We start from the raw sequence: 24,971 nt of genomic DNA on the forward strand, positions 1-24,971 counted from the left end.
GGACGAGCGTTCCGCCCGGGCCCCGGAACTGCCCGCGCGGCACGGCTCGTCCCTCACGTGCGTACGGCCGCCACGGGACGGCGGGAAGGGAGCCGATCATCCCCTAGGGTCGTAGGCGTGGGGGACGACGGTGTGCACGGCAGGTAGCGAGGCGACAGCATGGCGCAACAGGCGTACGTGACGGACACGGACAACGGCGACGCGGAGCCCGAACACCCCGGCTCGGCCCTACGGCGCCTGCGCGGCCGTACGGCCCGGCTGCTCACCGACGTGCGGACCGACCGCCGGTTCTGGCGCCGCGGCCTGGTGCTCGCCGCGCTCGCGCTGCTGCTCGCCCTGGTGATGGTGGCGCACGCGCACATCCCGAACTCCGTCGGCAACCTCGGCAGCCTCACCGAGACCTTCCTGCCCTGGCTGGGCATCGGCATCCCGGTGCTGCTCGCGCTCGGCGTGCTGCGCCGCTCCGCGTCCGCGCTGGTCGCGGTCCTGGTGCCGCTGGTGGTCTGGCTGAACGTGTTCGGCGGACTGCTCACCGACAAGGCCACCACCGGCGGCGACCTCACCCTGGCCACCCACAACGTCAACGCCGACAACCCCGACCCGGAGGGCACCGCCCGCGCCGTGGCCGCCGCCGGTGCCGACGTGCTGGCGCTGGAGGAGCTGACGGCCTCGGCGGTCCCGGTGTACGAGCGGGCGCTGGCGTCGACGTACGAGTACCACGCCGTGCAGGGCACGGTCGGCCTGTGGAGCAAGTACCCGCTGAGCGGCGTACGGTCCGTCGACATCAAGCTGGGCTGGATCCGCGCCATGCGCGCCACGGTGACCACCCCCACCGGACCGCTCGCGGTCTACGTCGCCCACCTGCCCTCGGTGCGGGTCAAACTGGAGGCCGGGTTCACCGCCCGGCAGCGCGACCACAGCGCCGACGCCCTCGGCGAGGCCATCGCCGACGAGCGCCTGCCTCGGACCGCCCTGCTCGGCGACCTGAACGGCACGATGAACGACCGCGCCCTGAACGCGGTCACCAGCCAGCTCCGCTCGACGCAGGGCGCGGCGGGCAGCGGCTTCGGCTTCAGCTGGCCCGCGTCGTTCCCGATGGCCCGCATCGACCAGATCATGGTGAAGGGCGTGGAACCGGTCAGCTCCTGGACCCTCCCGGAGACCGGCAGCGACCACCTCCCGGTGGCGGCCCGCGTCGACCTGTCCACACATTCTTAACCGACTGGAAGCCTGGGCCTGACCTGCCGGAATACTGACCCCGAGAGAGTTTGTCCCGCATCTGAACATACGATGCCCGGAACACCCCTCTCGAAAAGCCCACGATCCCCATGCCCCTGGCCCTGCCAGCCCTGGCCGTAGGCGCCCGGGACGCGGGCTGGCCGTGGGGACGACAGCGCCGGGCGCGCGGGGGCCTGTGCAGATATCACCCGGAGCGTCGTGCCCTCACCGTTCGGGGCCGTCCCCGCGCCAGTCGATCAAGGGCAAGGAGGCGACGTCTTCCGGCTCGATCTCCAGCCCGGCCCGGCGCAGGAACTCCACCCGGTCCCGCACGTCGTGCGCGAGGCGGAGGATCTCGCCGTCCACGCGGACCCTCCGACCGCCTGTCAGGGACGGCGGGTGCACGACCACAAGACGACCACAAGGTGATCCGGAGCTATGCCCCAGGATCGTCTGGACGGATCGGGGAACCCGCGGATCACCGACCGCGTCAAGGACATGTTCATCGTCGGCGGCTTCAACGCCTACCCCGGGAGATCGAACAGACCCTGTCCCGCCACCCCGACGCCACCGACTCCGCGGTCATCGGCATCCCCGACCCCCGCCTCGGCGAGGTAGCCAAGGCCTACGTGTTCCGCCGCCCCACCTCGTCCCTCACCGCAGCCGACCCGATCGCCTGGTCCCGCCGCGAGCTGGCCAACTACAAGGTCCCGCGAGGGATCGAATTCCTCCCCGACCTCCCACGCAACGCAAGCGGAAAGGTCCTGAAGGGCGACTTGAGGCAGCGGGACCGCTGAGGCCGGCGCCTGCGGGTGGGGGTTGCCGCGGGGGCCGCCCGCTTCTTCGCCAGGGTCGTGCTTCCGCGTCCCGGCCTCAAGGGCGCTGCGCTGTCGCTTCGCGTCGGCTGCGCCGATCGGCCTGCGGCCGACCCTTGACCCCGGGCCGCTCCAGCACGGGTGAGAAGCGAGCGGGCGGCCCGGAAAGACGGGGGGCCGGGGCCTGCTGATCCCTCACGCCTGCTTCTGGGTTGGAGTGGGTGTGGGGGCGCGCTGGCGTCTCGCCCGCACGCCGGGCTGGCTTAGCGGCTTGCGGCCCGGTGGCGAGTGCGCGCCCGGCAAGTGGCGGCACGCCGGGCTGGGTTAGCGGCTGGCGGGCCGGTGGGGGTGGCGGGGGAGCGCGCCGGGTGGGTGGTGGCACGCCGGGCTGGGTTAGCGGCTTGCGGGCCGGTGGGGTGGCGGGTGAAGGGAACGGGCGGCGGCGGGCGGAGGGGGTGCCGGGGTGAGAGGGCCAGATGGCTTGCCTCTGCTGTCACATCTGCCTCATGAGTAAGCCTCGTGGGCGCCTGACGGGGGTGATTGGTGCCTTTGGCTCACGGCCCAGAGTGCTTCCCCTCGGCGGGCCATGGTCTTCGTTTCCCTTGGTCAGAGGGGGTATGGGTCAAAAGGGCCAATCACTGCCCGAGGGTGTGGTCTGTGGGGTGGGGATGGGCTGGTGTGACGGGTGAGGTGGCCTCCCCCGCTCCGAGTCGACTGCCCCTCCTGCCCCCATCGCGCGCGCCCTCAATCTCCAGCCCTGGGACCGCCCTCTCACTCATTCACCCACCTGCCCCCGTCCCCCTCACCCCATCCACCCACGGATAGCCGCTGAGCCGACCCGGCGTGCCCCCACCCACCCGGCGCGCGGTGGTGTCCCACCGAGTGGTGTAGCGGCGCGGAGTTCATGACTGCGCAGGTCAGTTCGGCGGTGCAACTGCCTCCGCGCCGGATCGGGGTGCTGACGCCCGCGAGCAGCACGCCCTGCGGCCAAGCGAGCCGGTCGGCCACCGTCACATGGCTCTGATCGGAGCCGCGCGGTCCGTATGGCTACACCACTCGGCGGGACGCCACCCGGCGCCGCTCCCGCCACTACTCGCCAGCCCGCCAGTCGCTGAACCGATCCGGCGTGCCTCCGCTCACCCGGTGCGCGCCCCTGCCACCCACCGGGCCGCAAGCCGCTAAGCCAGCCCGGCGTGCAGGCGAGACGCCGACGCGCCCCCATACCCACGCCCGCCCAGAAGCGCACCCTGGGGATCAACAGGGCCCGGCCCCCGTCTTTCCGGGCCGTCCGCGCACTTCTTACCCGTGCTGGAGCGGCCCGGGGTCAAGGGTCGGCCGCAGGCCGATCGCCGAAGGCGACGCGGAGCGACAGCGCAGCGCCCTTGAGGCCGGGGCGTGGAAGCACGACCCTGGCAAAGAAGCGGGCGGCCCCGACGGCAACCCCAATCAGCAGGCGTTGCCTGTACGCCCTCCCCTCCTCCATCATCCCGGACAAATCAGACGACTTGGCTCTGGCGAACGTCTCGGAAGAATGCCGCCGCCTGCGAACCACTTTGACTCATGACCAGCGAGCCTAGCGTTCCCCGCCACTCATTTCGTCAGGAGTTCTTAGGAGCTGATGGCTGCGGCTGAGTTCGGGCCCGACCGCACGCTGTGGCTTCAGGGGGCAGGGAGCGGGGAGTGCGAAAACGGCCCCGCCCCCTGCTGCGACACCTGCGGTCCTCCCGAGAAGGGATGACGTTCCCTCCGTAGGAAGGCGCACGCCGCCACGTCGTCCTACAGCACCGGCAGATTCTTCCGCAGCTCGAAAGCCGTCACCTCCGACCGGTACTCCTCCCACTCCTGGCGCTTGTTGCGGAGGAAGAAATCGAAGACGTGTTCGCCCAGGGTCTCGGCGACCAGGTCGCTGCGTTCCATCAGGGTGAGGGCCTCGCCGAGGTTCTGGGGGAGGGGCTCGATGCCCATCGCGCGGCGTTCGGCGTCGGAGAGGGCCCAGACGTCGTCCTCGGCGCCCGGCGGAAGCTCATAGCCCTCCTCGATGCCCTTCAGGCCGGCGGCGAGGAGGACGGCGTAGGCGAGGTAGGGGTTGGTGCCCGCGTCCAGGGAGCGGACCTCGACGCGGGCGGAGCCGGTCTTGCCGGGCTTGTACATGGGGACGCGGACCAGGGCCGAGCGGTTGTTGTGGCCCCAGCAGATGTAGGACGGGGCCTCGCCGCCCGCGCCCGCCGTGCGCTCGGAGCCGCCCCAGATGCGCTTGTAGGAGTTCACCCACTGGTTGGTGACCGCCGAGATGTCCGCCGCGTGCCGCAGCAGGCCCGCGATGAAGGAGCGGCCGACCTTGGAGAGCTGGTACTCGGCGCCGGACTCGTAGAACGCGTTCCTGTCGCCTTCGAACAACGACAGATGCGTGTGCATCCCGCTGCCGGGGTGCTCGGAGAACGGCTTCGGCATGAAGGTCGCCTGGACGCCCTGCTCCAGCGCCACCTGCTTCATCACCAGGCGGAACGTCATGATGTTGTCGGCCGTGGAGAGCGCGTCGGCGTAGCGCAGGTCGATCTCCTGCTGGCCGGGGGCGCCCTCGTGGTGGGAAAATTCGACGGAGATGCCCATCGACTCCAGCATGGTGATCGCCTGGCGGCGGAAGTCCATGCCGATGTTCTGCGGGGTGTGGTCGAAGTATCCGGAGTTGTCGGCTGGGGTCGGTCGCGAGCCGTCGAGCGGCTTGTCCTTCAGCAGGAAGAACTCGATCTCCGGGTGGGTGTAGAAGGTGAAGCCCAGGTCGGAGGTGCGGGCGAGGGCGCGCTTGAGGACGTAGCGCGGGTCCGCGAAGGACGGGGAGCCGTCCGGCATCAGGATGTCGCAGAACATCCGGGCCGTGCCCGGCGCCTCCGCGCGCCACGGCAGCACCTGGAAGGTGGAGGGGTCCGGCTTGGCGATCATGTCGGACTCGTACACCCGGGCGAAGCCCTCGATCGCGGAACCGTCGAAGCCGATGCCCTCGTCGAACGCCTGCTCAAGCTCGGCTGGGGCCACGGCGACCGACTTGAGGAAGCCCAGGACGTCCGTGAACCACAGGCGTACGAACCGGATGTCGCGCTCCTCCAACGTACGGAGCACGAACTCCTGCTGCTTGTCCATCTTCCGCTTCCCCATCCTTGCTGGTCAGGCCGCCTGTCTCCGGTCCCTCGGGAGGCGGTCGGGCACCTGAGCATCCCACCACAACACCGTTTCGTGCGCGTTGCGGACCTTGATCGCCCGGCCGACCCCGGTCTGAACGCCTCAGCTACGGCAGGTGTACAGCTCCCCGGGCTCTTCCGCCCATCTTGCCTGCCCGCACCGACATCCGTAATGGCAGGGCGGTACGGGAGCTTCCGGCGGCCCGCCGCCGCCTCACCGGAACGCCCGTTCCCGTACCTATCGGGCCATTCCTGTGACCACCCTACGAGACCGCGGTGGTCCCCCATTACGATCAGCGCACCCGACCGTCCCCCCTCCCCAGAAGGGCCAGTCCCATGGGTTCCGCCAAGAACAAGAGCAGTGCCGAGCGCAAGGCGCGGATAGAGGAGATGCGGCGCGCGGAGCAAGCCCGCGAGCGCCGTCGCCGCGTCGCCACGATCACGGCGTCCACGGTCGTCGTGGCCGCCCTCGTCGTCGGCGGGGTGATCCTCGTCCGGTCGCAGTCCGACGACTCGGACTCGGCCGACGACTCCAAGACCACGGGCAAGCTGGTCGCCGGGGCGGACGGCATCAGCACCTGGAAGGGCACCCTCTCCCGCAACCACGTCACCAAGTCCGTGACGTACCCGGTGACGCCCCCGGTCGGCGGCGACCACCAGGCGGTCTGGATGAACTGCAACGGTGACGTCTACACCAAGGCCCTCAAGAACGAGAACGCCGTGCACTCGCTGGAGCACGGCGCCGTCTGGGTGACGTACAACAGCAAGGCCCCGAAGGCGGACGTCGACGCGCTGGCGGCGAAGGTCAAGCAGACGCCGTACACGCTGATGAGTCCGGACGAGAAGCAGGCGGACCCCATCATGCTCACCGCGTGGGGGCACCAGCGGACGGTGACCGGCGCGGACGACCCGAACGTGGACAAGTTCCTGGAGAAGTTCGTCCAGGGTGAGCAGACGCCCGAGAAGGGCGCCGCCTGCACCGGCGGGCTGGGTCAGTGACCCGGGCGAAGGCGGGGTGGATCGCGGGCGCCGCGGCGGCGGCGCTGGTCGCGGCCGGGGCGATCACCTACGCGGTCGCGGAGGACGGCGGCTCCGGAGTGAAGCCGCCCGCCGCGGACTCCGCGGACTCCGCGGACGCCGGGTTCGCCCGGGACATGGCGGTCCACCACCAGCAGGCGGTGGAGATGTCGTACATCGTGCGCGACCGCACCGACGACGAGGACGTCCGGCGCCTGGCGTACGACATCGCGCAGACGCAGGCCAACCAGCGCGGCATGTTGCTGGGCTGGCTGGACCTGTGGGGGCTGCCGAAGGTGTCCGCGAACCCGCCGATGACGTGGATGGGCATGGGGTCCATGCCGCCCGGCGAGGACGGCGCGCTGATGCCGGGCATGGCGACCAACGCCGAGCTGGAGAAGCTCGGCGAACTCGAAGGGCGGCAGGCCGAGGTCCTCTTCCTCCAGCTGATGACCGAGCACCACAAGGGCGGCGTGCACATGGCGGAGGGCTGTGTGGACCGGTGCGGGGTCGGCGTGGAGCGGCAGCTCGCGCGGGGCATGGTCGAGGGGCAGCAGTCGGAGATGGCGCTGATGGCGGACATGCTGGAGGAGCGGGGGGCGAAGCCGCGGCCGTAGCGGCGCGAGCAGTGGCCCACGCCACACGGCACCCCATCGCGTCGCTCTGACGATTACACTGGGCGGCGTGCCTCAACTTCGCCTCGCTCTGAACCAGATCGACGCACGCGTCGGTGACATCGCCGGAAACACGGAGACGATCCTCCGCTGGACCCGGCACTCCGCCGAGCGGGGAGCGCACCTCGTGGCCTTCCCGGAGATGGCCCTCACCGGCTACCCCGTGGAGGACCTGGCGCTGCGCTCCTCGTTCGTGGAGGCGTCCCGGGCGGCGCTGCGCTCGCTCGCCGCGCGCCTCGCCGAGGAGGGCTTCGGGGAGCTGCCGGTGGTCGTCGGCTACCTCGACCGCTGCGAGACCGCCCAGCCCAAGTACGGCCAGCCCGCGGGCGCCCCGCAGAACGCCGCCGCGGTGCTGCACCGCGGGGAGGTCGTCCTCACCTTCGCCAAGCACCACCTGCCGAACTACGGCGTCTTCGACGAGTTCCGCTACTTCGTGCCGGGCGACAGTATGCCCGTGGTGCGGCTGCACGGCGTCGACGTCGCCCTCGCCATCTGCGAGGACCTGTGGCAGGACGGCGGCCGGGTGCCCGCGGCCCGTTCGGCGGGCGCGGGCCTGCTGCTGTCCGTCAACGCGTCCCCCTACGAGCGCGACAAGGACGACACCCGGCTGGAACTGGTCCGCAAGCGCGCCCAGGAGGCGGGCTGCACGACCGCCTACCTCGCCATGATCGGCGGCCAGGACGAGCTGGTCTTCGACGGCGACTCGATCGTCGTCGGCGCGGACGGCGAGGTGATCGCGCGGGCGCCGCAGTTCGCGGAGGAGTGCGTGGTCCTCGACCTCGACCTGCCCGCGGCGGCCCCGGACGCGCCGACGGGCGTCGTCGACGACGGTCTGCGCATCGACCGCGTGGTCCTCTCCGAGGAGCCGCTGGCGGCCTACGAACCCGAGCTGCCCGGCGGCTACGCCGACCGCCTCGACGACGACGAGGAGGTGTACGCGGCGCTGGTCACGGGCCTGCGGGCGTACGTGGAGAAGAACGGCTTCCGGTCCGTCCTGATCGGCCTGTCCGGCGGCATCGACTCGGCGCTGGTGGCGTCGATCGCCTGTGACGCGGTGGGCGCGGAGAACGTGTACGGCGTCTCGATGCCGTCGAAGTACTCCTCGGACCACTCGCGCGGCGACGCGGCCGAGCTGGCCCGCCGTACCGGGCTGAACTTCCGTACGGTCTCCATCGAGCCGATGTTCGACGCGTACATGGGGGCGCTGTCCCTGACCGGTCTGGCGGAGGAGAACCTCCAGTCCCGGCTGCGCGGCACGCTCCTGATGGCCATCTCCAACCAGGAGGGCCACATCGTCCTGGCCCCCGGCAACAAGTCGGAGCTGGCGGTCGGCTACTCCACCCTCTACGGCGACTCGGTGGGCGCCTACGGCCCCATCAAGGACGTGTACAAGACGTCCGTCTTCCGCCTGGCCGAGTGGCGCAACCGCGCGGCGTCGGAACGCGGCGAGACCCCGCCCATCCCGGAGAACTCCATCTCCAAGCCGCCGAGCGCCGAACTCCGCCCCGGCCAGGTCGACACCGACTCCCTCCCGGACTACCCCGTCCTCGACGCCATCCTGGAGCGCTACGTCGACCGCGACGAGGGCGCCGACACCATCGCCGCCGCCGGTTTCGACCACGACCTGGTGACCAGGACCCTCCGCCTCGTCGACACCGCCGAGTACAAGCGCCGCCAGTACCCGCCGGGCACGAAGATCTCCCCCAAGGGCTTCGGCAAGGACCGACGCCTCCCGATCACGAACGGGTGGCGGGAGACGGCGTAGGGACGGCGACAGCCCCGTCCCTACGCCGTCAGCCGTCCGCCTCCTCGGGGTCCGTCCCGCCCGTCGCCCGGCCGTTCGCCGGGGTCCGCTGGTCGAGGTGGGGCGGCTGCTCGGGGTTGCGTACGGCGTAGAGGGCGGTGACGAGGCCGTCGGTGGCGCGGACCGCCAGGACGGTGTCGAGGTTGCCGTCCACGTGGAGGGAGAGCGCCGGGCAGCCGTTGACCTGGGTCGGCCGTACCGATACCCGGGCGCCGGTTCCCGTGAGGGCGGCGGCCACCCGGTCGGCGCCGACGACGGGTGTGAGCGTGGCCTGGACGGCTCCGCCGCCGTCGGTCAGCAGGACGACGTCCGGGGCGAGCAGGCGCCGGGGGGCGCCGGTCTCGATCGCCTGCCGGAACGCCTCCAAGGTGCCCTGGGCCTCGGCCGGGGAGACGACCTCGCGGGGCCGCCGCGCGGCGACGTGGGTGCGGGCGCGGTGCGCGATCCGGCGTACCGCGACCGGGGTCTCGTCCACGGCCTCCGCGATCTCGTCGTACGGGAGGTCGAAGACCTCGTGCAGCACGAACACGGCCCGCTCGGTCGGGGCGAGCGTCTCCAGCACCAGCAGCATCGCCATCGACACGCTGTCGGCCAGCTCCACGTCCCCGGTCACGTCGGGCGCGGTGAGCGGCGGTTCGGGGAGCCAGGGGCCGACGTAGGACCCCTTGCCGCGTCTCAGGGTGCGCAGTCGGCTCAGCGCCTGCCGGGTGGCCGTACGGACCAGGTAGGCGCGCTGGTTGCGCACGGTGTCGGGGCCGACGCCCACCCAGCACAGCCATGTCTCCTGGAGGACGTCCTCCGCGTCGGCGGCCGAGCCGAGCATCTCGTAGGCGACGGTGAACAGCAGGTTGCGATGGGCGACGAACGCCTCGGTGGCGGAGTCCGTACGACCGTCACGCGCGTGCGTCCCGACGGCGTTCCCGGTCCGTGCGTTCGTCTGTGCGCTCATGTCGGCTCCCCGCGTCTTCGCCTTCGTCCGTCACGCACAAGACGCCCGGCCCGGCCACTATGTGACAGCCGTGGTTGTGCCCTGCGTCACACCGCCCTGGTGCCGTGGGCGAGCACGGCCCGGCCTACGCGTACTCGCCGGGTCGGGGCTCTGTGTGACGGGGCCCGGCTCAGACCGCCGACGCCGGTGTGTCCGCCTCCGTGCTCCCCGTGCTCGGGGCGGCGTCGACGTCCGTGACGGGGAAGAGCCTGATCGGGCCGTCGGGGCGAGCGTGGTCAGTGGTGTCCGGTGGCGTCCCGGTGGCCGTCGCGTTGCCGTCCCGTGGCGGTCGGCTTCTTCCGGTTGTTGCGCGGAGGCTTGTCAGCGGCCGGAGCTACCCATACCCTCGCGCAACAGAAAGCGCTTTCCCATCTTCATGGGTTGTTCCGGTGGAGGTAGACGTCGCGGCACCCGCAAAGGCTTGTCGACGGCTTGCTGACATGCCCATGACATGCACCAGGTACGACGCGCGAGACCAGCGCAGGACGACGCGCACGACCAGGCGCGTCACGCGCACGGCACATGCAATGCGGCAATGACCCCTAGTCGAAGACGAAAGGCAAGGCGAGCAAGCATGAAGCGACCAGTCGCAGTGCGGCTCTACGCGGCCCTGGCCACCGGAGCCGTAGTGGCCGCGACGGGGGTGGCCCTGTCGATGCCCACGGCGTCGGCGGCCACCACCGGGGCCACCGGTTACGCCACCCAGAACGGGGGCACCACCGGTGGCGCGGGCGGCCAGACCGTCCGGGCCACCACCGGCACCGCGATCCACACGGCCCTGTGCAACCGGGCCAGCAGCAGCACCCCGATCACCATCCAGGTCGAGGGCACCATCAACCACGGCAACACCAGCAAGGTCTCCGGCGACAGCTGCAACACCGCCGCCGACAAGATCGAGCTGAAGCAGGTCAGCAACATCACGATCGTCGGCGTCGGGAACGGGGCCGTCTTCGACCAACTCGGCATCCACATCCGTGAGGCCAGCAACATCATCATCCAGAACGTGACGGTGAAGAACGTCAAGAAGTCGGGCTCCCCGACCTCCAACGGCGGCGACGCCATCGGCATGGAGAGCGACGTCCGCAACGTCTGGGTCGACCACAGCACGCTGGAGGCGTCCGGTGGCGAGTCGGAGGGCTACGACGGCCTCTTCGACATGAAGGACAACACCCGGTACGTGACGCTGTCCTACAGCGTCCTGCGCAACTCCGGGCGCGGCGGGCTGATCGGCTCCAGCGAGAGCGACGTCTCCAACGGGTACGTCACGTTCCACCACAACCTGTACCAGAACGTCGACTCCCGCACGCCGCTGCTGCGCGGCGGCATCGCCCACATCTACAACAACCACTACGTCCAGCTGAACAAGTCCGGCATCAACTCCCGTGCCGGCGCCCGCGCCCGGGTGGACAGCAACTACTTCGAGGACTCCCAGGACGTCCTCGGCACGTTCTACACCGACGCGGCCGGGTACTGGCAGGTCAACGGCAACATCTTCGACAACGTGACCTGGTCGAGCCGGAGCGGCGACACCAACCCGGCCGGGCCGAACCCGACGTCCAACACCAGCGTCAGCATCCCCTACTCCTACTCCCTGGACGCGGCGAGCTGCGTGCCGAGCGTCGTCAGCCAGACCGCCGGCGCCAACAAGGGGCTGCGCGTCTCGGACGGCAACTGCACCCCGCAGACGCCGGACCCGACCGACCCCGGCCCGACCGACCCGGACCCCACCGACCCCGACCCGACCGACCCGCCCACCGGCACCAACCTCAGCATCGGCGCCGGGTCCGACGGGTCCAGCAAGGCCGACGGCACCAGCTACGGCAACGTCCGTGACGGCAACATGAGCACCTACTGGTCGCCGACCGGCTCGACCGGCTCGATCTCCGTCAAGTGGGGCTCCGCCACCCGGGTCTCCTCGATCAACATCCGCGAGGCCGCCGGGGCCACCGGTGCCATCGGCTCCTGGCGGGTCGTCAACCACGACACCGGCGCCGTCCTGAAGACCGGCAGCGGGGCGGGCGCCATCGCCTTCACCGCGACCACGCTCAACAAGATCACCTTCGAGATCACCAGCTCCAACGGCACCCCGAGGGTCGCCGAGTTCGAGACGTACGCCTGAGTCGCACCCGAGTCCCCGGCCGGGGGCCGTCCGCCACGGCGGGCGGCCCCCGGCGCTCCGTCCTACGTGAGGCGCCACCGGGTCTGGCCCGGGGGACGCGCGGGACGGTTCCTTTCGGGTCGGCTGGAGCAGTGACCCCGTCCGGGGCGCGGACTCATCGGAGCCTGCGCCGGTCCCTGCGGTTAGGCTCGGCCTCGTACCACCTTGATCCGTCGGGGGTCCGCGAGGATCCGCCGGGGATCCGACGAGGGAGGCCGACCATGACGGCGCCGGGGCGCAGGAGCAGTACCTTCACTCGGCTGCTGCGGCACGGCTTCACGGACCCGTCGGCCGCCGAGCGCCTCCTCGACGGGGTGGAGCTGGCCGCCGTACGCAACGACCCGGTGCTCCTTGAGGCGCTCGGCGCCACCGCCGACCCCGACCTGGCGCTGCACGGGCTGGTACGGCTGCTGGAGGCGCAGCCCTCGCCGACCGCCCGGCGGGAGCTGCTGGACACGGTGATAGCGGCCAAGCCGCTGCGCGACCGGCTGCTCGGGGTGCTCGGCGCCTCCGCCGCCCTCGCCGACCACCTCGCCCGGCACGCGGGGGACTGGCAGGCGCTGGTGACGTACGAGCCGCGGGACCTGCACCCGGGGGTGGAGGAGTTCGAGCGCGGGCTCGCCGGGGCCGCCGACCCGGTGGCGCTGCGGGTCGCCTACCGGCGCTGTCTGCTCTCCATCGCCGCGCGGGACGTGTGCGGGACGACCGACGTCGCCCAGGCGGCGGCCGAGCTGGCCGACCTCGCCACCGCCACGCTGCGCGCCGCGCTCGCCATCGCCCGCACCGCCGCGCCCGACGACGCCGCGCTGTGCCGCCTCGCGGTGATCGCGATGGGCAAGTGCGGCGGCCACGAGCTGAACTACGTCTCCGACGTGGACGTGGTCTTCGTGGGGGAGGCCGTCGGCGGGGCCGACGAGGGCAAGGCGCTGCGCGCCGCCACCCGGCTGGCCTCGCACATGATGCGGATCTGCTCCGAGACCACCGTCGAGGGCACGATCTGGCCCGTCGACGCCAACCTGCGGCCCGAGGGCCGCAACGGGCCGCTGGTGCGCACCCTCGCCTCCCACCTCGCCTACTACCAGCGCTGGGCCAAGACCTGGGAGTTCCAGGCGCTGCTGAAGGCCCGCCCCGTCGCCGGGGACCTGGAGCTGGGGGAGGAGTACGTCGCCGCCGTGGAGCCGCTGGTCTGGCAGGCCGCCGAGCGGGAGAACTTCGTCGCCGACGTGCAGAAGATGCGGCGCAGGGTCGTGGAGAACATCCCCGTCGCCGAGGTCGACCGGGAGCTGAAGCTCGGGCCCGGCGGGCTGCGCGACGTCGAGTTCGCCGTGCAGCTGCTCCAGCTGGTGCACGGCCGCGCCGACGCCTCCCTGCGCAGCGGCACCACGCTGAGCGCGCTCCAGGCGCTGGCGGCGGGCGGCTACGTCGGGCGGGCGGACGCCGCCCAGCTGGAGGACGCCTACCGCTTCCTGCGCACCATGGAGCACCGCATCCAGCTCTACCGGCTGCGCCGCACCCACCTGGTGCCCGAGGCGGAGGAGGACCAGCGGCGGCTCGGGCGCTCGCTGGGCCTGCGTACGGAACCGGTGTCGGCGCTGAACCGGGAGTGGAAGCGGCACGCCGCCGTCGTGCGGCGCCTGCACGAGAAGATCTTCTACCGGCCGCTGCTCGACGCCGTCGCCCAGCTCGCCCCCGGCGAGACGCGGCTCAGCGCGGTGGCGGCGCGGGAGCGGCTGGTCGCGCTCGGGTACGCCGACCCGGCGGCGGCGCTGCGGCACCTGGAGGCGCTGGCGTCCGGCGTCACCCGCAAGGCGGCGATCCAGCGGACGCTGCTGCCGGTGCTGCTCGGCTGGTTCGCGGACTCCGCCGAGCCGGACGCGGGCCTGCTGAACTTCCGCAAGGTGTCCGACGCGCTCGGCAAGACCCCGTGGTACCTGCGGCTGCTGCGCGACGAGGGCGCGGCGGCGGAGAACCTCGCCCGGGTGCTGTCCGCCGGGCGGCTCGCCCCCGACCTGCTGATGCGGGCCCCGGAGGCGGTGGCGCTGCTCGGCGACGGCGACGGTCGCGGCGGGGGCGGCGGCGGGCTCGTGCCGCGCGAGCGCGGGCCGCTGGAGCAGGAGATCCTCGCCGCCGTCGGCCGCGCCCCGAGCGCCGAACAGGCGGTCACCGCGGCACGCGGGGTACGGCGCCGGGAGCTGTTCCGTACGGCGGCGGCGGACATCGTCGGCTCCTACGGCACCGAGGCCCAGCCCGCCGAGGCCGACCAGGGCGCCCTGGTGGACCTGGTCGGCGGCGCGGTCTCCGACCTGACGGCGGCGACGCTGGCGGGGACGTTGCGGGCGGTCGTCCGGGAGGGCTGGGGCGACACCCTGCCGACCCGGTTCGCGGTCATCGGCATGGGCCGGTTCGGCGGGCACGAGCTGGGCTACGGCTCCGACGCGGACGTCCTCTTCGTGCACGAGCCCCGGGAGGGCGCCGACGAGGGCGAGGCCGCCAACGCCGCGAACCGGGTGGTCTCCGAGATGCGGCGGCTGCTCCAGCTCCCCAGCGCCGACCCGCCGCTGCTCATCGACGCCGACCTGCGCCCGGAGGGCAAGTCGGGGCCGATGGTGCGCACCCTGAAGTCGTACGAGGCGTACTACCGCCGCTGGTCCCTGGTCTGGGAGTCGCAGGCGCTGCTGCGGGCCGAGCCGGTCGCCGGGGACGAGGAGCTGGGGCGGCGGTTCGTGGAACTCGTCGACCCGCTGCGGTACCCGGTGGGCGGGCTCGGTGAGGACGCCGCACGCGAGATCCGGCGGCTGAAGGCGCGGATGGAGTCGGAACGGCTGCCGCGCGGCGTCGACCCCAAGCTGCACGCCAAGCTGGGGCCCGGCGGACTCTCCGACGTGGAGTGGACCGTGCAGTTGCTGCAGCTGCGGCACGGGGCCCGGGTGCCGGGGCTGCGCACCACCCGCACCCGGCAGGCCCTCGCCGCCGCCCGCGACGCCGGGCTCCTCGGCGAGGAGGACGCCGCGATCCTCGACGAGGCGTGGGTGCTGGCGACGCGGGTGCGCAACGCGGTGATGCTGGTGCGCGGGCGGGCCGCGGACACCTTCCCCTCGGACGTGCGGGAGCTGGCCGCGGTCGGGCGGTACCTGGGGTACGGGCCCGGCCGGGCGGGCGACATGCTGGACGCCTACCGGCGCACGGCACGACGGGCACGGGGAGTCGTGGACGAGCTGTTCTACGGGGGGTGAGCCGGGCGGGGGCCGGGTGGGGCCGGGGTGCGCGGGCCCGGCGTCCCCTACCGCCGCCGTAGCCTCCGCGGGTGCCGCCCGTCGCGCGGGGCGCACCCGCGTGAGACCGCGTCACGCCGGACCCGCGGGGGACGAACGGGTGGGCGGACGGGTGGTGGTGGGGGATGGCGGTCCTGCTGACGGGGGTGGGCCTGGCAGGACGGCACTCCGTACGACGGGCGGCGGCGGGGGCGCGGCGTGCGAAACGGCCGGTTTTCGCCCCTGTTTCGTGGGGGAGGGCGAGGACTACGGCACCGCGCGGGGCTCCGTCGCGGCGGGACTCGGCGTCGCCCTGTTCCCGCGCCCGGGGCCGCGCGGCCGGCCTCCGGACGTGGTCGTACGGCCGGTCGGGGAGCCGGAGGCGTCCCGTGCGGTCTTCGCGGCGGCACGGGGGACCGCGCCCGCTCAGCCCGCGCTCGGGGCCTTCGTCGCGGCGTTGTGGGAGGCGGCGGTCTCCCGAGTCTCCTGGGATCCGTCCCGGGGCTCCGGACGCTCCGGAACCAGCTCGGCGGGGCCCGGGAGCCGACCGTCGCCCGCGTCGTGCTCCCCCCGCGCCGCCGCGGGCAGCAGGCGCCGCAGGTCCAGGACGGGGCGGCGGCGCGGCCCCGGGACCTGGCGGGGGAGGGCGTGCGGGAGGGCGCCGTACCACAGGCGGGCGACGGTGTAGCCGAAGGCGAGGCAGACCATGCCCCCGACCGCGTCCAGCCAGAAGTGGTTGGCCGTCGCCACGATGACGACCAGGGTGGCCGCCGGGTAGAGCAGGCCGAGGACCCGCACCCACGGCACCCTGGCCAGGGCGAAGATCATCAGGCCGCACCACAGGGACCAGCCGATGTGCATCGAGGGCATCGCGGCGTACTGGTTGGACATGTTCTTCAGGTCGCCGGAGGCCATCGAGCCCCAGGTCTGGTGGACCAGCACCGTGTCGATGAAGTCGCCGCCGGTCATCAGTCGCGGGGGCGCCAGCGGATACAGGTAGTAACCGACGAGGGCGATGACGGTCGTCGCGAAGAGGACCAGGCGGGCGGCGGCGTAGCGGCCGGGATGGCCGCGGTAGAGCCAGACCAGCACGCCCAGCGTGATGACGAAGTGCAGCGTCGCGTAGTAGTAGTTCATGCCGACGACCAGCCAAGTGACCGAGTTGACGGCGTGGTTGACGGAGTGCTCGAAGGCGAGGCCGAGCTGGTGCTCGGTGCGCCAGATCCAGTCGGCGTTGCGCAGCGCCTCGCTCCGCTGCTCCGGGACGGCGTTGCGGATCAGTGAGTACGTCCAGTAACTCACCGCGATCAGCAGCGTCTCGAACCAGAGACGGGGGCGGCGCGGGGCGCGCGGACGGCGCAGCGGGGCCGGCCCCGAGGCGTCCGTGACGGGGTGCGGAACGGCCCTCGCGCGGCCTTCCGGTGTCATCACGGTCGAGTCACCCATGGGTACAGAGTCTGCCAGAAAAGACTTACTGCCCCGATCATCCCGCGGTCGGGTTCCGGACGCCAGTTCTACACCGGCCGCAGTCGTACGACTGCTACTCGTGTACGAGAGGGGCGACCTTGAGGCTCCGCCCTAAGGACGATTCCGGTCACCAGGGGCCGAAGCGGTCGATCCCCGCACCACCAGTTCCGGCATGAACACGAACTCACTGTGGGGCGCGGGCGTCCCGCCGATCTCCTCCAGCAACGTGCGTACCGCGGCCTGCCCCATCGCCGGGACCGGCTTGCGCACGGTGGTCAGCGGCGGGTCGGTGAAGGCGATCAGCGGGGAGTCGTCGAAGCCGACCACCGAGATGTCCTTGGGCACGTCCAGACCGCGCTGGCGGGCCGCGCGTATCGCGCCGAGCGCCATCATGTCGCTGGCGCACACCACGGCGGTGCAGTCCCGGTCCATCAGGGCGTTGGCGGCGGCCTGGCCGCCCTCCAGGGTGTACAGGGAGTGCTGGATCAGCTCCGTCTCGATCGTCGCGGCGTCCAGGCCGAGCTGGTCCTGCACCGTGCGCGTGAAGCCCTCGATCTTGCGCTGCACCGGCACGAACCGCTTCGGGCCGAGGGCGAGCCCGATCCGGGTGTGGCCGAGGGAGGCGAGGTGGGTGACCGCCAGGGTCATCGCCGCGCGGTCGTCGGGGGAGATGAACGGCGCCTGCACCTTCGGCGAGAAGCCGTCCACCAGCACGAACGGCACGCCCTGGGCGCGCAGCTGCTCGTAGCGCTGGGTGTCGGCGGTGGTGTCGGCGTGCAGCCCGGAGACGTAGATGATGCCCGCGACCCCGCGGTCCACCAGCATCTCGGTCAGCTCGTCCTCGGTGGAGCCGCCCGGGGTCTGGGTGGCGAGCACGGGGGTGTAGCCCTGGCGGGTCAGCGCCTGGCCGATCACCTGCGCCAGGGCCGGGAATATGGGGTTCTCCAGCTCCGGGGTGATCAGGCCGACGAGTCCCGCGCTGCGCTGCCGCAGCCGCACCGGACGCTCGTAGCCGAGGACGTCGAGGGCGGCCAGCACGGACTGACGGGTGGTGGCGGCGACGCCTGGCTTCCCGTTGAGGACGCGGCTGACGGTCGCCTCGCTCACCCCCGCCTGCGCAGCGATGTCCGCAAGCCGTGTGGTCACAGGGGTGGACTGTACCGGGCGGCCCTCACCTTGCCCACCAACCGGACGCCGGATGCGGGCCGTAGCGCGGCCCCGTGCGGGTTGCTGCCTCATCGCGTCCCCTCGGAATTTCGCTGGCAAGAGCTTGCAGAGTCTTGCACAAGTCTGTGCCTTGCCGCTCCGTCGCAGTAAAAACCAGTCTCCAAGCGGACTCGAACCGGTCTCATGACGGTCGACGAGAGGTCACGGACAGGTAACTTGCGAGATCTCTTGCACTTTTTTGCTGCAAGGCCTTTCGCGTCGATTGCATCGCTGTTACGTTCACGTCGCCCGGCGGCGGCAAAGGCGCAGTCGGCAAGTAGCGGGTCGGCGGACGGGACCGCCTTCCGCACCCCACGGGCTTTAACCCTCAAGGAGAACTCATGCGGCGTGGCATAGCGGCCACCGCGCTGGTGGCGTCCCTCGCTCTCGCGGCGACGGCCTGCGGCGGGGACAGCGACAGCGGCGACAAGGCCGACGGTCCGGTCACCATCACCTGGTGGGACACCTCCAACGCCACCAATGAGGCGCCGACGTACCAGGCCTTGGTCAAGGAGTTCGAGGCCGCCAACAAGGACATCAAGGTCAAGTACGTCAACGTGCCCTTCGACCAGGCGCAGAACAAGTTCGACACGGCGGCCGGTTCCAAGGGCGCCCCGGACGTGCTGCGCTCCGAGGTCGGCTGGACCCCGGCGTTCGCCAAGAAGGGCTTCTTCCTGCCGCTGGACGGCACCGAGGCCCTCGCGGACCAGAGCCAGTTCAAGTCCAACCTGGTCGAGCAGGCCAAGTACGAGGGCAAGACGTACGGCGTGCCGTTCACCACGGACACCCTGGCCCTCGTCTACAACAAGGAACTCTTCGCGAAGGCGGGCGTCGAGGCCCCCAAGACCTGGGACGACCTGAAGAAGGCCGCCGCCACGATCAAGGACAAGACCGGCGTCGACGGCTACTGGGGCTCCACCCAGGCCTACTACGCCCAGTCCTTCCTCTACGGCGAGGGCACCGACACGGTCGACGTCGCCGCCAAGAAGATCACCGTCACCTCGCCCGAGGCCAAGAAGGGCTACGGCACCTGGCTGGAGCTGTTCGACGGCAAGGGCCTGCACAAGGCCGACACCACCGCCGACGCGTACGCCCACATCCAGGACGCGTTCGTCAACGGCAAGGTCGCCGCGATCATCCAGGGCCCGTGGGAGATCACCAACTTCTACAAGGGCTCCGCGTTCACGGACAAGCAGAACCTGGGCATCGCGACCGTCCCGGCCGGTTCCTCGGGCACGGCGGGCGCCCCGACCGGCGGCCACAACCTGTCCGTCTACGCGGGTTCGGACAAGGCGCACCAGGAGGCCTCGCTGAAGTTCGTGAACTTCATGACCTCCGCGAAGGCGCAGGAGACCATCGCGCTGAAGAACAACACGCTGCCCACGCGTGACGACGCCTACACCGACCAGGTCAAGGCCGACCCGGGCATCGCGGGTTACCAGGGCGTCCTCGCCGCCGCGCAGCCGCGCCCGGCGCTGCCCGAGTACAGCTCCCTGTGGGGTCCCCTCGACGACCAGCTGCTGGAGATCGCCAGCGGCAAGGAGTCCCTGGACAAGGGCCTGGGCGACGCGGAGATCGCGATCGCCAAGCTGGTCCCGGACTTCAGCAAGTAGTCGACGTGGCCGCCGGATCCCCCGGAACGAACCGGAGGGATCCCGCGGCCACCGGCCTGTGCCCCGGCCGTCCCCGGCCGGGGCTGCGCCGGTCGCGGCCCACGCGTCGGCGGGGTGCCAGCAGCGGCCGTCCCACCCCCGGATCTTGTAGAAAGTGCGAACCATGACAGTCGCCATCGACCGCGCGACCGGTAAGCGTCGCGGTGACCGCGCGCCGCGTCCCGGGCTGGGTCGGCGCCTGAAGCAGAGCTACCGGAAGTACTGGTACGCGTACGCGATGATCACCCCGGTGGTCCTCGTGCTCGGCGTGCTGGTGCTGTATCCGCTGGCGTACGGCTTCTACCTGACGCTCACCGACGCCGACAGCCTCAACACCGCCCGCACCATCGGCGTCAACGAGATCGAGGCCACCTACGAGTTCATCGGCTTCGACAACTACGCCGACATCCTGTGGGGCGAGACCGCCTACGACCGCTTCTGGTCGCACTTCATCTGGACCATCGTCTGGACCGCGGCCTGCGTCGCCCTGCACTACTCCATAGGTCTCGGCCTCGCCCTGCTGCTCAACCAGAAGCTGCGCGGCCGCACCCTCTACCGGCTGCTGCTGGTGCTGCCGTGGGCCGTGCCCACCTTCGTCACCGTCTTCGGCTGGCGGTTCATGCTCGCCGACTCCGGGATCATCAACACCGCGCTGGACGCCCTGCACCTGCCCAGCCCGCAGTGGCTGGAGGACACCTTCTGGCAGCGGTTCGCCGCGATCATGGTCAACACCTGGTGCGGTGTGCCGTTCATGATGGTCTCCCTGCTGGGCGGCCTGCAGTCCATCGACTCCACCCTCTACGAGGCCGCCGAGATGGACGGCGCCACCCCCTGGCAGCGGTTCCGCTACGTCACCCTGCCGGGCCTGCGCTCCGTCAGCTCCACCGTCGTACTCCTCGGGGTGATCTGGACGTTCAACCAGTTCGCCATCATCTTCCTGCTGTTCGGCAACACCGCCCCCGACGCCCAGATCCTGGTCACCTGGGCCTACCAGCTCGGCTTCGGACAGCAGCCGCGCGAGTTCGCCGAGTCCGCGGCCTACGGCATCCTGCTGCTGGCCATCCTGATCGTCTTCACCTCCTTCTACCGCCGCTGGCTGAACCGCAACGACCAGCAGCTCGCGATCTGAGGCAGGAGTCCCCATGAGCGCCACGCCCACCACCCCGCCGCGCCGCACGCCCCGCCGCGGCGAGACCAGCCTCGCCGGGAAGCTCGCCTCGCACGGCATCCTCACCGTCGCCAGCCTGATCGCGCTGTTCCCGATCGCCTGGCTGGTGTTCCTCTCCCTCGGCCCGGACAAGGACGACTACCTGCACCCCGGGGACATCTGGGGGAAGATGACGTTCGACAACTACTCGTTCGTCCTCCAGGACACGAACTTCTTCCACTGGCTGAAGAGCTCGCTCGTCGTCTCGCTCGGCACCACCGTGATCGGCGTGATGATCGCCGCCACCACCGGCTACGCCGTCTCCCGGATGCGCTTCCCCGGCTACAAGAAGTTCATGTGGGTCCTGCTGGTCACCCAGATGTTCCCGATCGCCGTGCTGATCGTGCCGATGTACCAGATCCTGTCGGAGCTCCAGCTCATCGACACCTACCTCGGTCTGATCCTGGTCTACTGCTCGACCGCGGTGCCGTACTGCGCCTGGCTGATGAAGGGCTACTTCGACACGATCCCGTTCGAGATCGACGAGGCGGGCCGTGTCGACGGGCTCTCCCCCTTCGGCACCTTCCTGCGGCTGATCCTGCCGCTGGCCAGGCCGGGCCTCGCGGTGGCCGGGTTCTACAGCTTCATCACCGCCTTCGGCGAGGTCGCCTTCGCCACGACGTTCCTGCTGGACGACACGAAGTACACCTTCGCCGTGGGTCTGCAGAGCTTCGTCAGCGAGCACGACGCCCAGCGCAACCTGATGGCCGCCACCGCGGTGCTGGTCGCGATACCCGTCTCCGCCTTCTTCTACCTCGTGCAGAAGAACCTGGTGACCGGCCTCACCGCGGGCGGCACCAAGGGCTGACCCGCCCGCCCCGGGTGAACGGCTCCCGCGCGCCTGTCACGCGCGGGCGGCGACCGCGGTGCCATCAGACCCCGCCGCACCGCGGTCGCCTCATCACCCGGGGGCACCGCAGCCCCGCACACGTACACGTACTCGTTCACGTTCACCGAGACCTCATCGCAGCAAGGACGACATGAGCCAGCAGCACTCCGCCGCCCCGGCCCCGACCGCCCAGACCGCAAGCGCCGTCGCCACCGTCGGCCGCCGCCGCGACTGGTGGCGCGACGCGGTGATCTACCAGGTGTACCCGCGCAGCTTCGCCGACAGCAACGGCGACGGCATGGGCGACCTGGAGGGCGTACGCACCCGTCTCCCGTACCTGCGCGACCTCGGCGTCGACGCCGTGTGGCTCAGCCCCTTCTACGCCTCCCCACAGGCCGACGCCGGGTACGACGTCGCCGACTACCGGGCCGTCGACCCGATGTTCGGCAACCTGCTCGACGCCGACGCGCTGATCCGCGACGCGCACGAGCTGAACCTCAGGATCATCGTCGACCTGGTGCCCAACCACTCCTCCGACCAGCACGAGTGGTTCAAGCGGGCGCTCGCCGAGGGCCCCGGCTCCCCGTCCCGGGACCGGTACCACTTCCGCCCCGGCAAGGGCGAGAACGGCGAACTGCCGCCCAACGACTGGGAGTCCATCTTCGGCGGGCCCGCGTGGACGCGCGTCCCGGACGGCGAGTGGTACCTGCACCTCTTCGCGCCCGAGCAGCCCGACTTCAACTGGGACCACCCGGCCGTCGGGGACGAGTTCCGCTCCATCCTGCGGTTCTGGCTGGACATGGGCGTCGACGGCTTCCGCATCGACGTCGCCCACGGTCTGGTGAAGGCGGAAGGGCTGCCGGACCTTGGATCCCACGAGCAGCTGAAGCTGCTGGGCAACGATGTCATGCCGTTCTTCGACCAGGACGGGGTGCACGAGATCTACCGCCAGTGGCGCGTCATCCTCGACGAGTACTCGGGTGAGCGCATCTTCGTCGCCGAGGCGTGGACGCCGACCGTCGAACGCACCGCCAACTACGTCCGCCCGGACGAGCTGCACCAGGCGTTCAACTTCCAGTACCTGTCCACCGCCTGGGACGCCGACGAGCTGCGCACCGTCATCGACCGCACGCTGGAGGCGATGCGCCCGGTCGGCGCCCCCGCCACCTGGGTGCTCTCCAACCACGACGTCACCCGGCACGCCACCCGGTTCGCCAACCCGCCCGGCCTCGGCACCCAGATCCGGCTCGCCGGCGACCGCGAACTCGGCCTGCGCCGGGCCCGCGCCGCCACCCTGCTGATGCTGGCGCTGCCCGGCTCCGTCTACGTCTACCAGGGCGAGGAACTCGGCCTGCCGGACGTCGTCGACCTGCCCGACGAGGTGCGCCAGGACCCGGCGTACTTCCGTGGCGCCGGTCAGGACGGCTTCCGCGACGGCTGCCGGGTGCCGATCCCGTGGACCCGTACGGGATCCTCGTACGGCTTCGGGGACGGCGGCAGCTGGCTGCCGCAGCCCGAGGGCTGGGGCGAGCTGAGCGTGGAGGCGCAGACCGGCGTCGCGGACTCCACCCTGGAGCTGTACCGCGCCGCGCTCGCCGTCCGACGGGAGCGCCCCGACCTGGGCGCGGGCGACGCGGTGGAGTGGCTGAAGGCACCCGAGGGCGTGCTGGCGTTCCGGCGCGGGGAGTTCGTGTGCGTCGCCAACACCACCGGCGAGTCGGTGACGGCGCCGGTGCGCGGGCGGGTGCTGCTCGCCAGCGGCGAGGTGTCGGAGGCGGACGGCGAGGTCAAGGTCCCGGCCGACACGACGGTGTGGTGGGCCACGGCCTGACGCCTGAGGGCCCCCGACGCCTGAGGGCTCCTGACGCCGGAGGGCGCCGGGGGCCGGAGGGCACCCGGGGGCCCTGGAAGGCCCGCCGCAAGATTTTTCATTGAATTCCGCACCGCCCGCTGCCCTTTGGGGCGGCGGGCGTTTAACATCTGCGACACGCAATCCTTGCTGAATGTTTCAGCAAGAACCTTCAACGTCGAAGGAACTCCCCCCCATGGCACGCAGATTCCTCGCCGGAGCGCTGGCGGCCGCCGCGGCCGCCACCGCTCTTGTCATGAACTCGCCTAGCGCCCAGGCGTCCCCGCCGGGCACCAGGGACGTCACCGCTGTCCTCTTCGAGTGGAAGTACTCCTCGGTCGCCGCCGAGTGCGCCAACCGCCTCGGCCCCGCCGGGTACGGCTACGTCCAGGTCTCCCCGCCCGCCGAGCACATACGGGGCTCGCAGTGGTGGACGTCGTACCAGCCGGTCAGCTACAGGATCGCCGGGCGGCTCGGCGACACCGCCGCCTTCCGCAACATGGTCAGCGCCTGCCACTCGGCGGGCGTCAAGGTCGTCGTCGACTCGGTCATCAACCACATGTCCGCGGGCAGCGGCACCGGCACCGGCGGCTCGTCGTACACGAAGTACACCTACCCCGGCCTGTACTCGTCCTACGACTTCGACAACTGCACCTCGCAGATCACCAACTACCAGGACCGCTGGAACGTCCAGAACTGCGAACTCGTCGGCCTCGCCGACCTCGACACCGGCGAGGACTACGTCCGTTCCGCCATCGCCGGGTACCTCAACACCCTGCTCTCCTACGGCGTCGACGGCTTCCGCATCGACGCCGCCAAGCACATCCCGGCCGCCGACCTGGCGAACATCAAGTCCCGGCTGAGCAACCCCAACGCCTACTGGAAGCAGGAGGTCATCTACGGCGCCGGGGAGGCCGTCCAGCCGACCGAGTACACCGGCACCGGCGACGTCCAGGAGTTCCGCTACGCCTACGACCTCAAGCGGGTCTTCAACAACGAGAAGCTCGCCTACCTGAGGAACTACGGCGAGGGCTGGGGCTACCTGAACAGCTCCGTCGCGGGCGTCTTCGTCGACAACCACGACACCGAGCGCAACGGCTCCACGCTCAGCTACAAGGACAACGCCACGTACACCATGGCCAACGTCTTCATGCTGGCCTGGCCGTACGGCGCCCCGGACATCAACTCCGGCTACGAGTTCACCGACCACGACGCCGGCCCGCCCAACGGCGGCACGGTCAACGCCTGCTGGCGAGACGGCTGGAAGTGCCAGCACGCCTGGCCGGAGATCCAGCGCATGGTCGCCTTCCGCAACGCCACCCGCGGCCAGGCCGTCACCAACTGGTGGGACAACGGCAACGACGCCATCGCCTTCGGGCGCGGCTCCAAGGGCTTCGTCGCCGTCAACCACGAGTCGGGCTCCCTCACCCGCACCTACCAGACGTCGCTGCCCGCGGGCACGTACTGCGACGTCCAGAGCAACACCACCGTCACCGTGAACGGCTCCGGCCAGCTCACGGCCACGCTCGGCAGCAACACGGCGCTCGCGGTGTACGCGGGCAAGTCGAGCTGTTAGCAGTCGATCCGGGCAAGGGCCGTGAAAGTTCTTTCCGTTACTTTCACGGCCCTTGCTGCAATCATTGCGACGGCGATACGGTCA

At 71.1% G+C, this 24,971-nt stretch carries 16 protein-coding genes and 2 pseudogenes; 13 read left to right on the plus strand and 5 right to left on the minus strand.

Annotated elements, in window-relative coordinates; genetic code table 11:
* Positions 1 to 159 precede the first annotated feature (159 nt).
* A complete protein-coding gene (locus tag ABZ659_RS12895) occupies positions 160 to 1,218 on the plus strand; it encodes an endonuclease/exonuclease/phosphatase family protein (protein ID WP_360217395.1) in 1,059 nt (352 codons plus the stop codon).
* A gap of 225 nt (positions 1,219 to 1,443) precedes the next feature.
* Here the strand turns inward: ABZ659_RS12895 and ABZ659_RS12900 are convergent, their stop codons facing one another.
* Positions 1,444 to 1,623 carry a hypothetical protein gene (locus ABZ659_RS12900; protein WP_360217505.1) on the minus strand — a complete coding sequence of 60 codons (180 nt, stop codon included), beginning with the start codon at positions 1,621 to 1,623 and terminating at the stop codon, positions 1,444 to 1,446.
* A gap of 48 nt (positions 1,624 to 1,671) precedes the next feature.
* Here ABZ659_RS12900 and ABZ659_RS12905 point away from each other — a divergent pair.
* Positions 1,672 to 2,015 (plus strand): annotated as a pseudogene (locus tag ABZ659_RS12905) (fatty acid--CoA ligase family protein); the annotation flags it as partial.
* A 1,794-nt stretch (positions 2,016 to 3,809) separates the two neighbouring features.
* On the opposite strand, the gene ABZ659_RS12910 reads toward ABZ659_RS12905, so the two are convergent.
* Complete coding sequence (locus ABZ659_RS12910; protein ID WP_360217398.1) at positions 3,810 to 5,171, minus strand: glutamine synthetase family protein; 1,362 nt, start codon at positions 5,169 to 5,171, stop codon at positions 3,810 to 3,812.
* A gap of 374 nt (positions 5,172 to 5,545) precedes the next feature.
* Here ABZ659_RS12910 and ABZ659_RS12915 point away from each other — a divergent pair, with 374 nt between their 5' ends.
* The 3 genes from ABZ659_RS12915 (at position 5,546) to ABZ659_RS12925 (ending at position 8,665) form a co-directional block, all read left to right on the plus strand.
* Positions 5,546 to 6,208, plus strand: a complete 663-nt coding sequence (locus ABZ659_RS12915; RefSeq protein WP_360217401.1) for a DUF3105 domain-containing protein — start codon at positions 5,546 to 5,548, stop codon at positions 6,206 to 6,208.
* Positions 6,205 to 6,843, plus strand: a complete 639-nt coding sequence (locus ABZ659_RS12920) for a DUF305 domain-containing protein (RefSeq protein WP_360217404.1) — start codon at positions 6,205 to 6,207, stop codon at positions 6,841 to 6,843. Before ABZ659_RS12915 ends, ABZ659_RS12920 begins: the two co-directional genes overlap by 4 nt.
* A gap of 67 nt (positions 6,844 to 6,910) precedes the next feature.
* On the plus strand, positions 6,911 to 8,665 hold the full coding sequence (locus tag ABZ659_RS12925) for an NAD+ synthase (protein ID WP_360217407.1): 1,755 nt from the start codon (positions 6,911 to 6,913) through the stop codon (positions 8,663 to 8,665).
* A gap of 28 nt (positions 8,666 to 8,693) precedes the next feature.
* On the opposite strand, the gene ABZ659_RS12930 is transcribed toward ABZ659_RS12925, so the two are convergent.
* The gene (locus tag ABZ659_RS12930) at positions 8,694 to 9,653 is read right to left on the minus strand and encodes a sigma-70 family RNA polymerase sigma factor (RefSeq protein ID WP_360217410.1); all 960 of its coding nucleotides are present in this window, start codon (positions 9,651 to 9,653) and stop codon (positions 8,694 to 8,696) included.
* A gap of 613 nt (positions 9,654 to 10,266) precedes the next feature.
* Here ABZ659_RS12930 and ABZ659_RS12935 point away from each other — a divergent pair.
* The 3 genes and pseudogenes from ABZ659_RS12935 to ABZ659_RS12945 all read left to right on the plus strand — a co-directional run.
* Positions 10,267 to 11,811, plus strand: a complete 1,545-nt coding sequence (locus ABZ659_RS12935; protein WP_360217413.1) for a pectate lyase — start codon at positions 10,267 to 10,269, stop codon at positions 11,809 to 11,811.
* A 260-nt stretch (positions 11,812 to 12,071) separates the two neighbouring features.
* Entirely contained in the window at positions 12,072 to 15,083 is a 3,012-nt protein-coding gene (locus ABZ659_RS12940; protein ID WP_360217416.1) for a bifunctional [glutamine synthetase] adenylyltransferase/[glutamine synthetase]-adenylyl-L-tyrosine phosphorylase, read from the plus strand.
* A 268-nt stretch (positions 15,084 to 15,351) separates the two neighbouring features.
* Positions 15,352 to 15,510: pseudogene (locus ABZ659_RS12945) on the plus strand (LysR family transcriptional regulator); the annotation flags it as partial.
* A 17-nt stretch (positions 15,511 to 15,527) separates the two neighbouring features.
* On the opposite strand, the gene ABZ659_RS12950 reads toward ABZ659_RS12945, so the two are convergent.
* Both ABZ659_RS12950 and ABZ659_RS12955 read right to left on the minus strand, forming a co-directional pair.
* Positions 15,528 to 16,547 carry a phosphatase PAP2 family protein gene (locus ABZ659_RS12950; protein WP_360217419.1) on the minus strand — a complete coding sequence of 340 codons (1,020 nt, stop codon included), beginning with the start codon at positions 16,545 to 16,547 and terminating at the stop codon, positions 15,528 to 15,530.
* A 132-nt stretch (positions 16,548 to 16,679) separates the two neighbouring features.
* Entirely contained in the window at positions 16,680 to 17,714 is a 1,035-nt protein-coding gene (locus tag ABZ659_RS12955; protein ID WP_360217422.1) for a LacI family DNA-binding transcriptional regulator, read from the minus strand.
* A 401-nt stretch (positions 17,715 to 18,115) separates the two neighbouring features.
* Here ABZ659_RS12955 and ABZ659_RS12960 point away from each other — a divergent pair, with 401 nt between their 5' ends.
* The 5 genes from ABZ659_RS12960 to ABZ659_RS12980 all read left to right on the plus strand — a co-directional run bounded on the left by ABZ659_RS12960 (position 18,116) and on the right by ABZ659_RS12980 (position 24,887).
* A complete protein-coding gene (locus ABZ659_RS12960; RefSeq protein ID WP_360217425.1) occupies positions 18,116 to 19,387 on the plus strand; it encodes an extracellular solute-binding protein in 1,272 nt (423 codons plus the stop codon).
* Positions 19,388 to 19,550: 163 nt separating this feature from the next.
* A complete protein-coding gene (locus ABZ659_RS12965) occupies positions 19,551 to 20,555 on the plus strand; it encodes a sugar ABC transporter permease (RefSeq protein ID WP_360217428.1) in 1,005 nt (334 codons plus the stop codon).
* A 13-nt stretch (positions 20,556 to 20,568) separates the two neighbouring features.
* Positions 20,569 to 21,441, plus strand: a complete 873-nt coding sequence (locus ABZ659_RS12970; protein ID WP_360217431.1) for an ABC transporter permease subunit — start codon at positions 20,569 to 20,571, stop codon at positions 21,439 to 21,441.
* A gap of 172 nt (positions 21,442 to 21,613) precedes the next feature.
* Positions 21,614 to 23,293, plus strand: coding sequence for a glycoside hydrolase family 13 protein (locus ABZ659_RS12975; protein WP_360217434.1), 1,680 nt, complete (start codon positions 21,614 to 21,616; stop codon positions 23,291 to 23,293).
* 214 nt (positions 23,294 to 23,507) lie between these two features.
* Positions 23,508 to 24,887: an alpha-amylase family protein gene (locus ABZ659_RS12980; RefSeq protein ID WP_360217437.1), complete on the plus strand. Its 1,380-nt coding sequence runs from the start codon at positions 23,508 to 23,510 to the stop codon at positions 24,885 to 24,887.
* Positions 24,888 to 24,971 lie beyond the last annotated feature (84 nt).

The organism is Streptomyces sp. NPDC006997 (genome assembly GCF_040635175.1).
Lineage (GTDB): Bacteria > Actinomycetota > Actinomycetes > Streptomycetales > Streptomycetaceae > Streptomyces.

Excerpts from the sequence above, each read along its gene's own strand:
- ABZ659_RS12895 (WP_360217395.1), top strand. The coding sequence starts at position 160 with ATGGCGCAACAGGCGTACGTGACGGACACGGACAACGGCGACGCGGAG.
- ABZ659_RS12910 (WP_360217398.1), bottom strand. The coding sequence starts at position 5,171 with ATGGACAAGCAGCAGGAGTTCGTGCTCCGTACGTTGGAGGAGCGCGAC.
- ABZ659_RS12915 (WP_360217401.1), top strand. The coding sequence starts at position 5,546 with ATGGGTTCCGCCAAGAACAAGAGCAGTGCCGAGCGCAAGGCGCGGATA.
- ABZ659_RS12930 (WP_360217410.1), bottom strand. The coding sequence starts at position 9,653 with ATGAGCGCACAGACGAACGCACGGACCGGGAACGCCGTCGGGACGCAC.
- ABZ659_RS12935 (WP_360217413.1), top strand. The coding sequence starts at position 10,267 with ATGAAGCGACCAGTCGCAGTGCGGCTCTACGCGGCCCTGGCCACCGGA.
- ABZ659_RS12940 (WP_360217416.1), top strand. The coding sequence starts at position 12,072 with ATGACGGCGCCGGGGCGCAGGAGCAGTACCTTCACTCGGCTGCTGCGG.
- ABZ659_RS12950 (WP_360217419.1), bottom strand. The coding sequence starts at position 16,547 with ATGGGTGACTCGACCGTGATGACACCGGAAGGCCGCGCGAGGGCCGTT.
- ABZ659_RS12960 (WP_360217425.1), top strand. The coding sequence starts at position 18,116 with ATGCGGCGTGGCATAGCGGCCACCGCGCTGGTGGCGTCCCTCGCTCTC.
- ABZ659_RS12965 (WP_360217428.1), top strand. The coding sequence starts at position 19,551 with ATGACAGTCGCCATCGACCGCGCGACCGGTAAGCGTCGCGGTGACCGC.
- ABZ659_RS12970 (WP_360217431.1), top strand. The coding sequence starts at position 20,569 with ATGAGCGCCACGCCCACCACCCCGCCGCGCCGCACGCCCCGCCGCGGC.
- ABZ659_RS12975 (WP_360217434.1), top strand. The coding sequence starts at position 21,614 with ATGAGCCAGCAGCACTCCGCCGCCCCGGCCCCGACCGCCCAGACCGCA.
- ABZ659_RS12980 (WP_360217437.1), top strand. The coding sequence starts at position 23,508 with ATGGCACGCAGATTCCTCGCCGGAGCGCTGGCGGCCGCCGCGGCCGCC.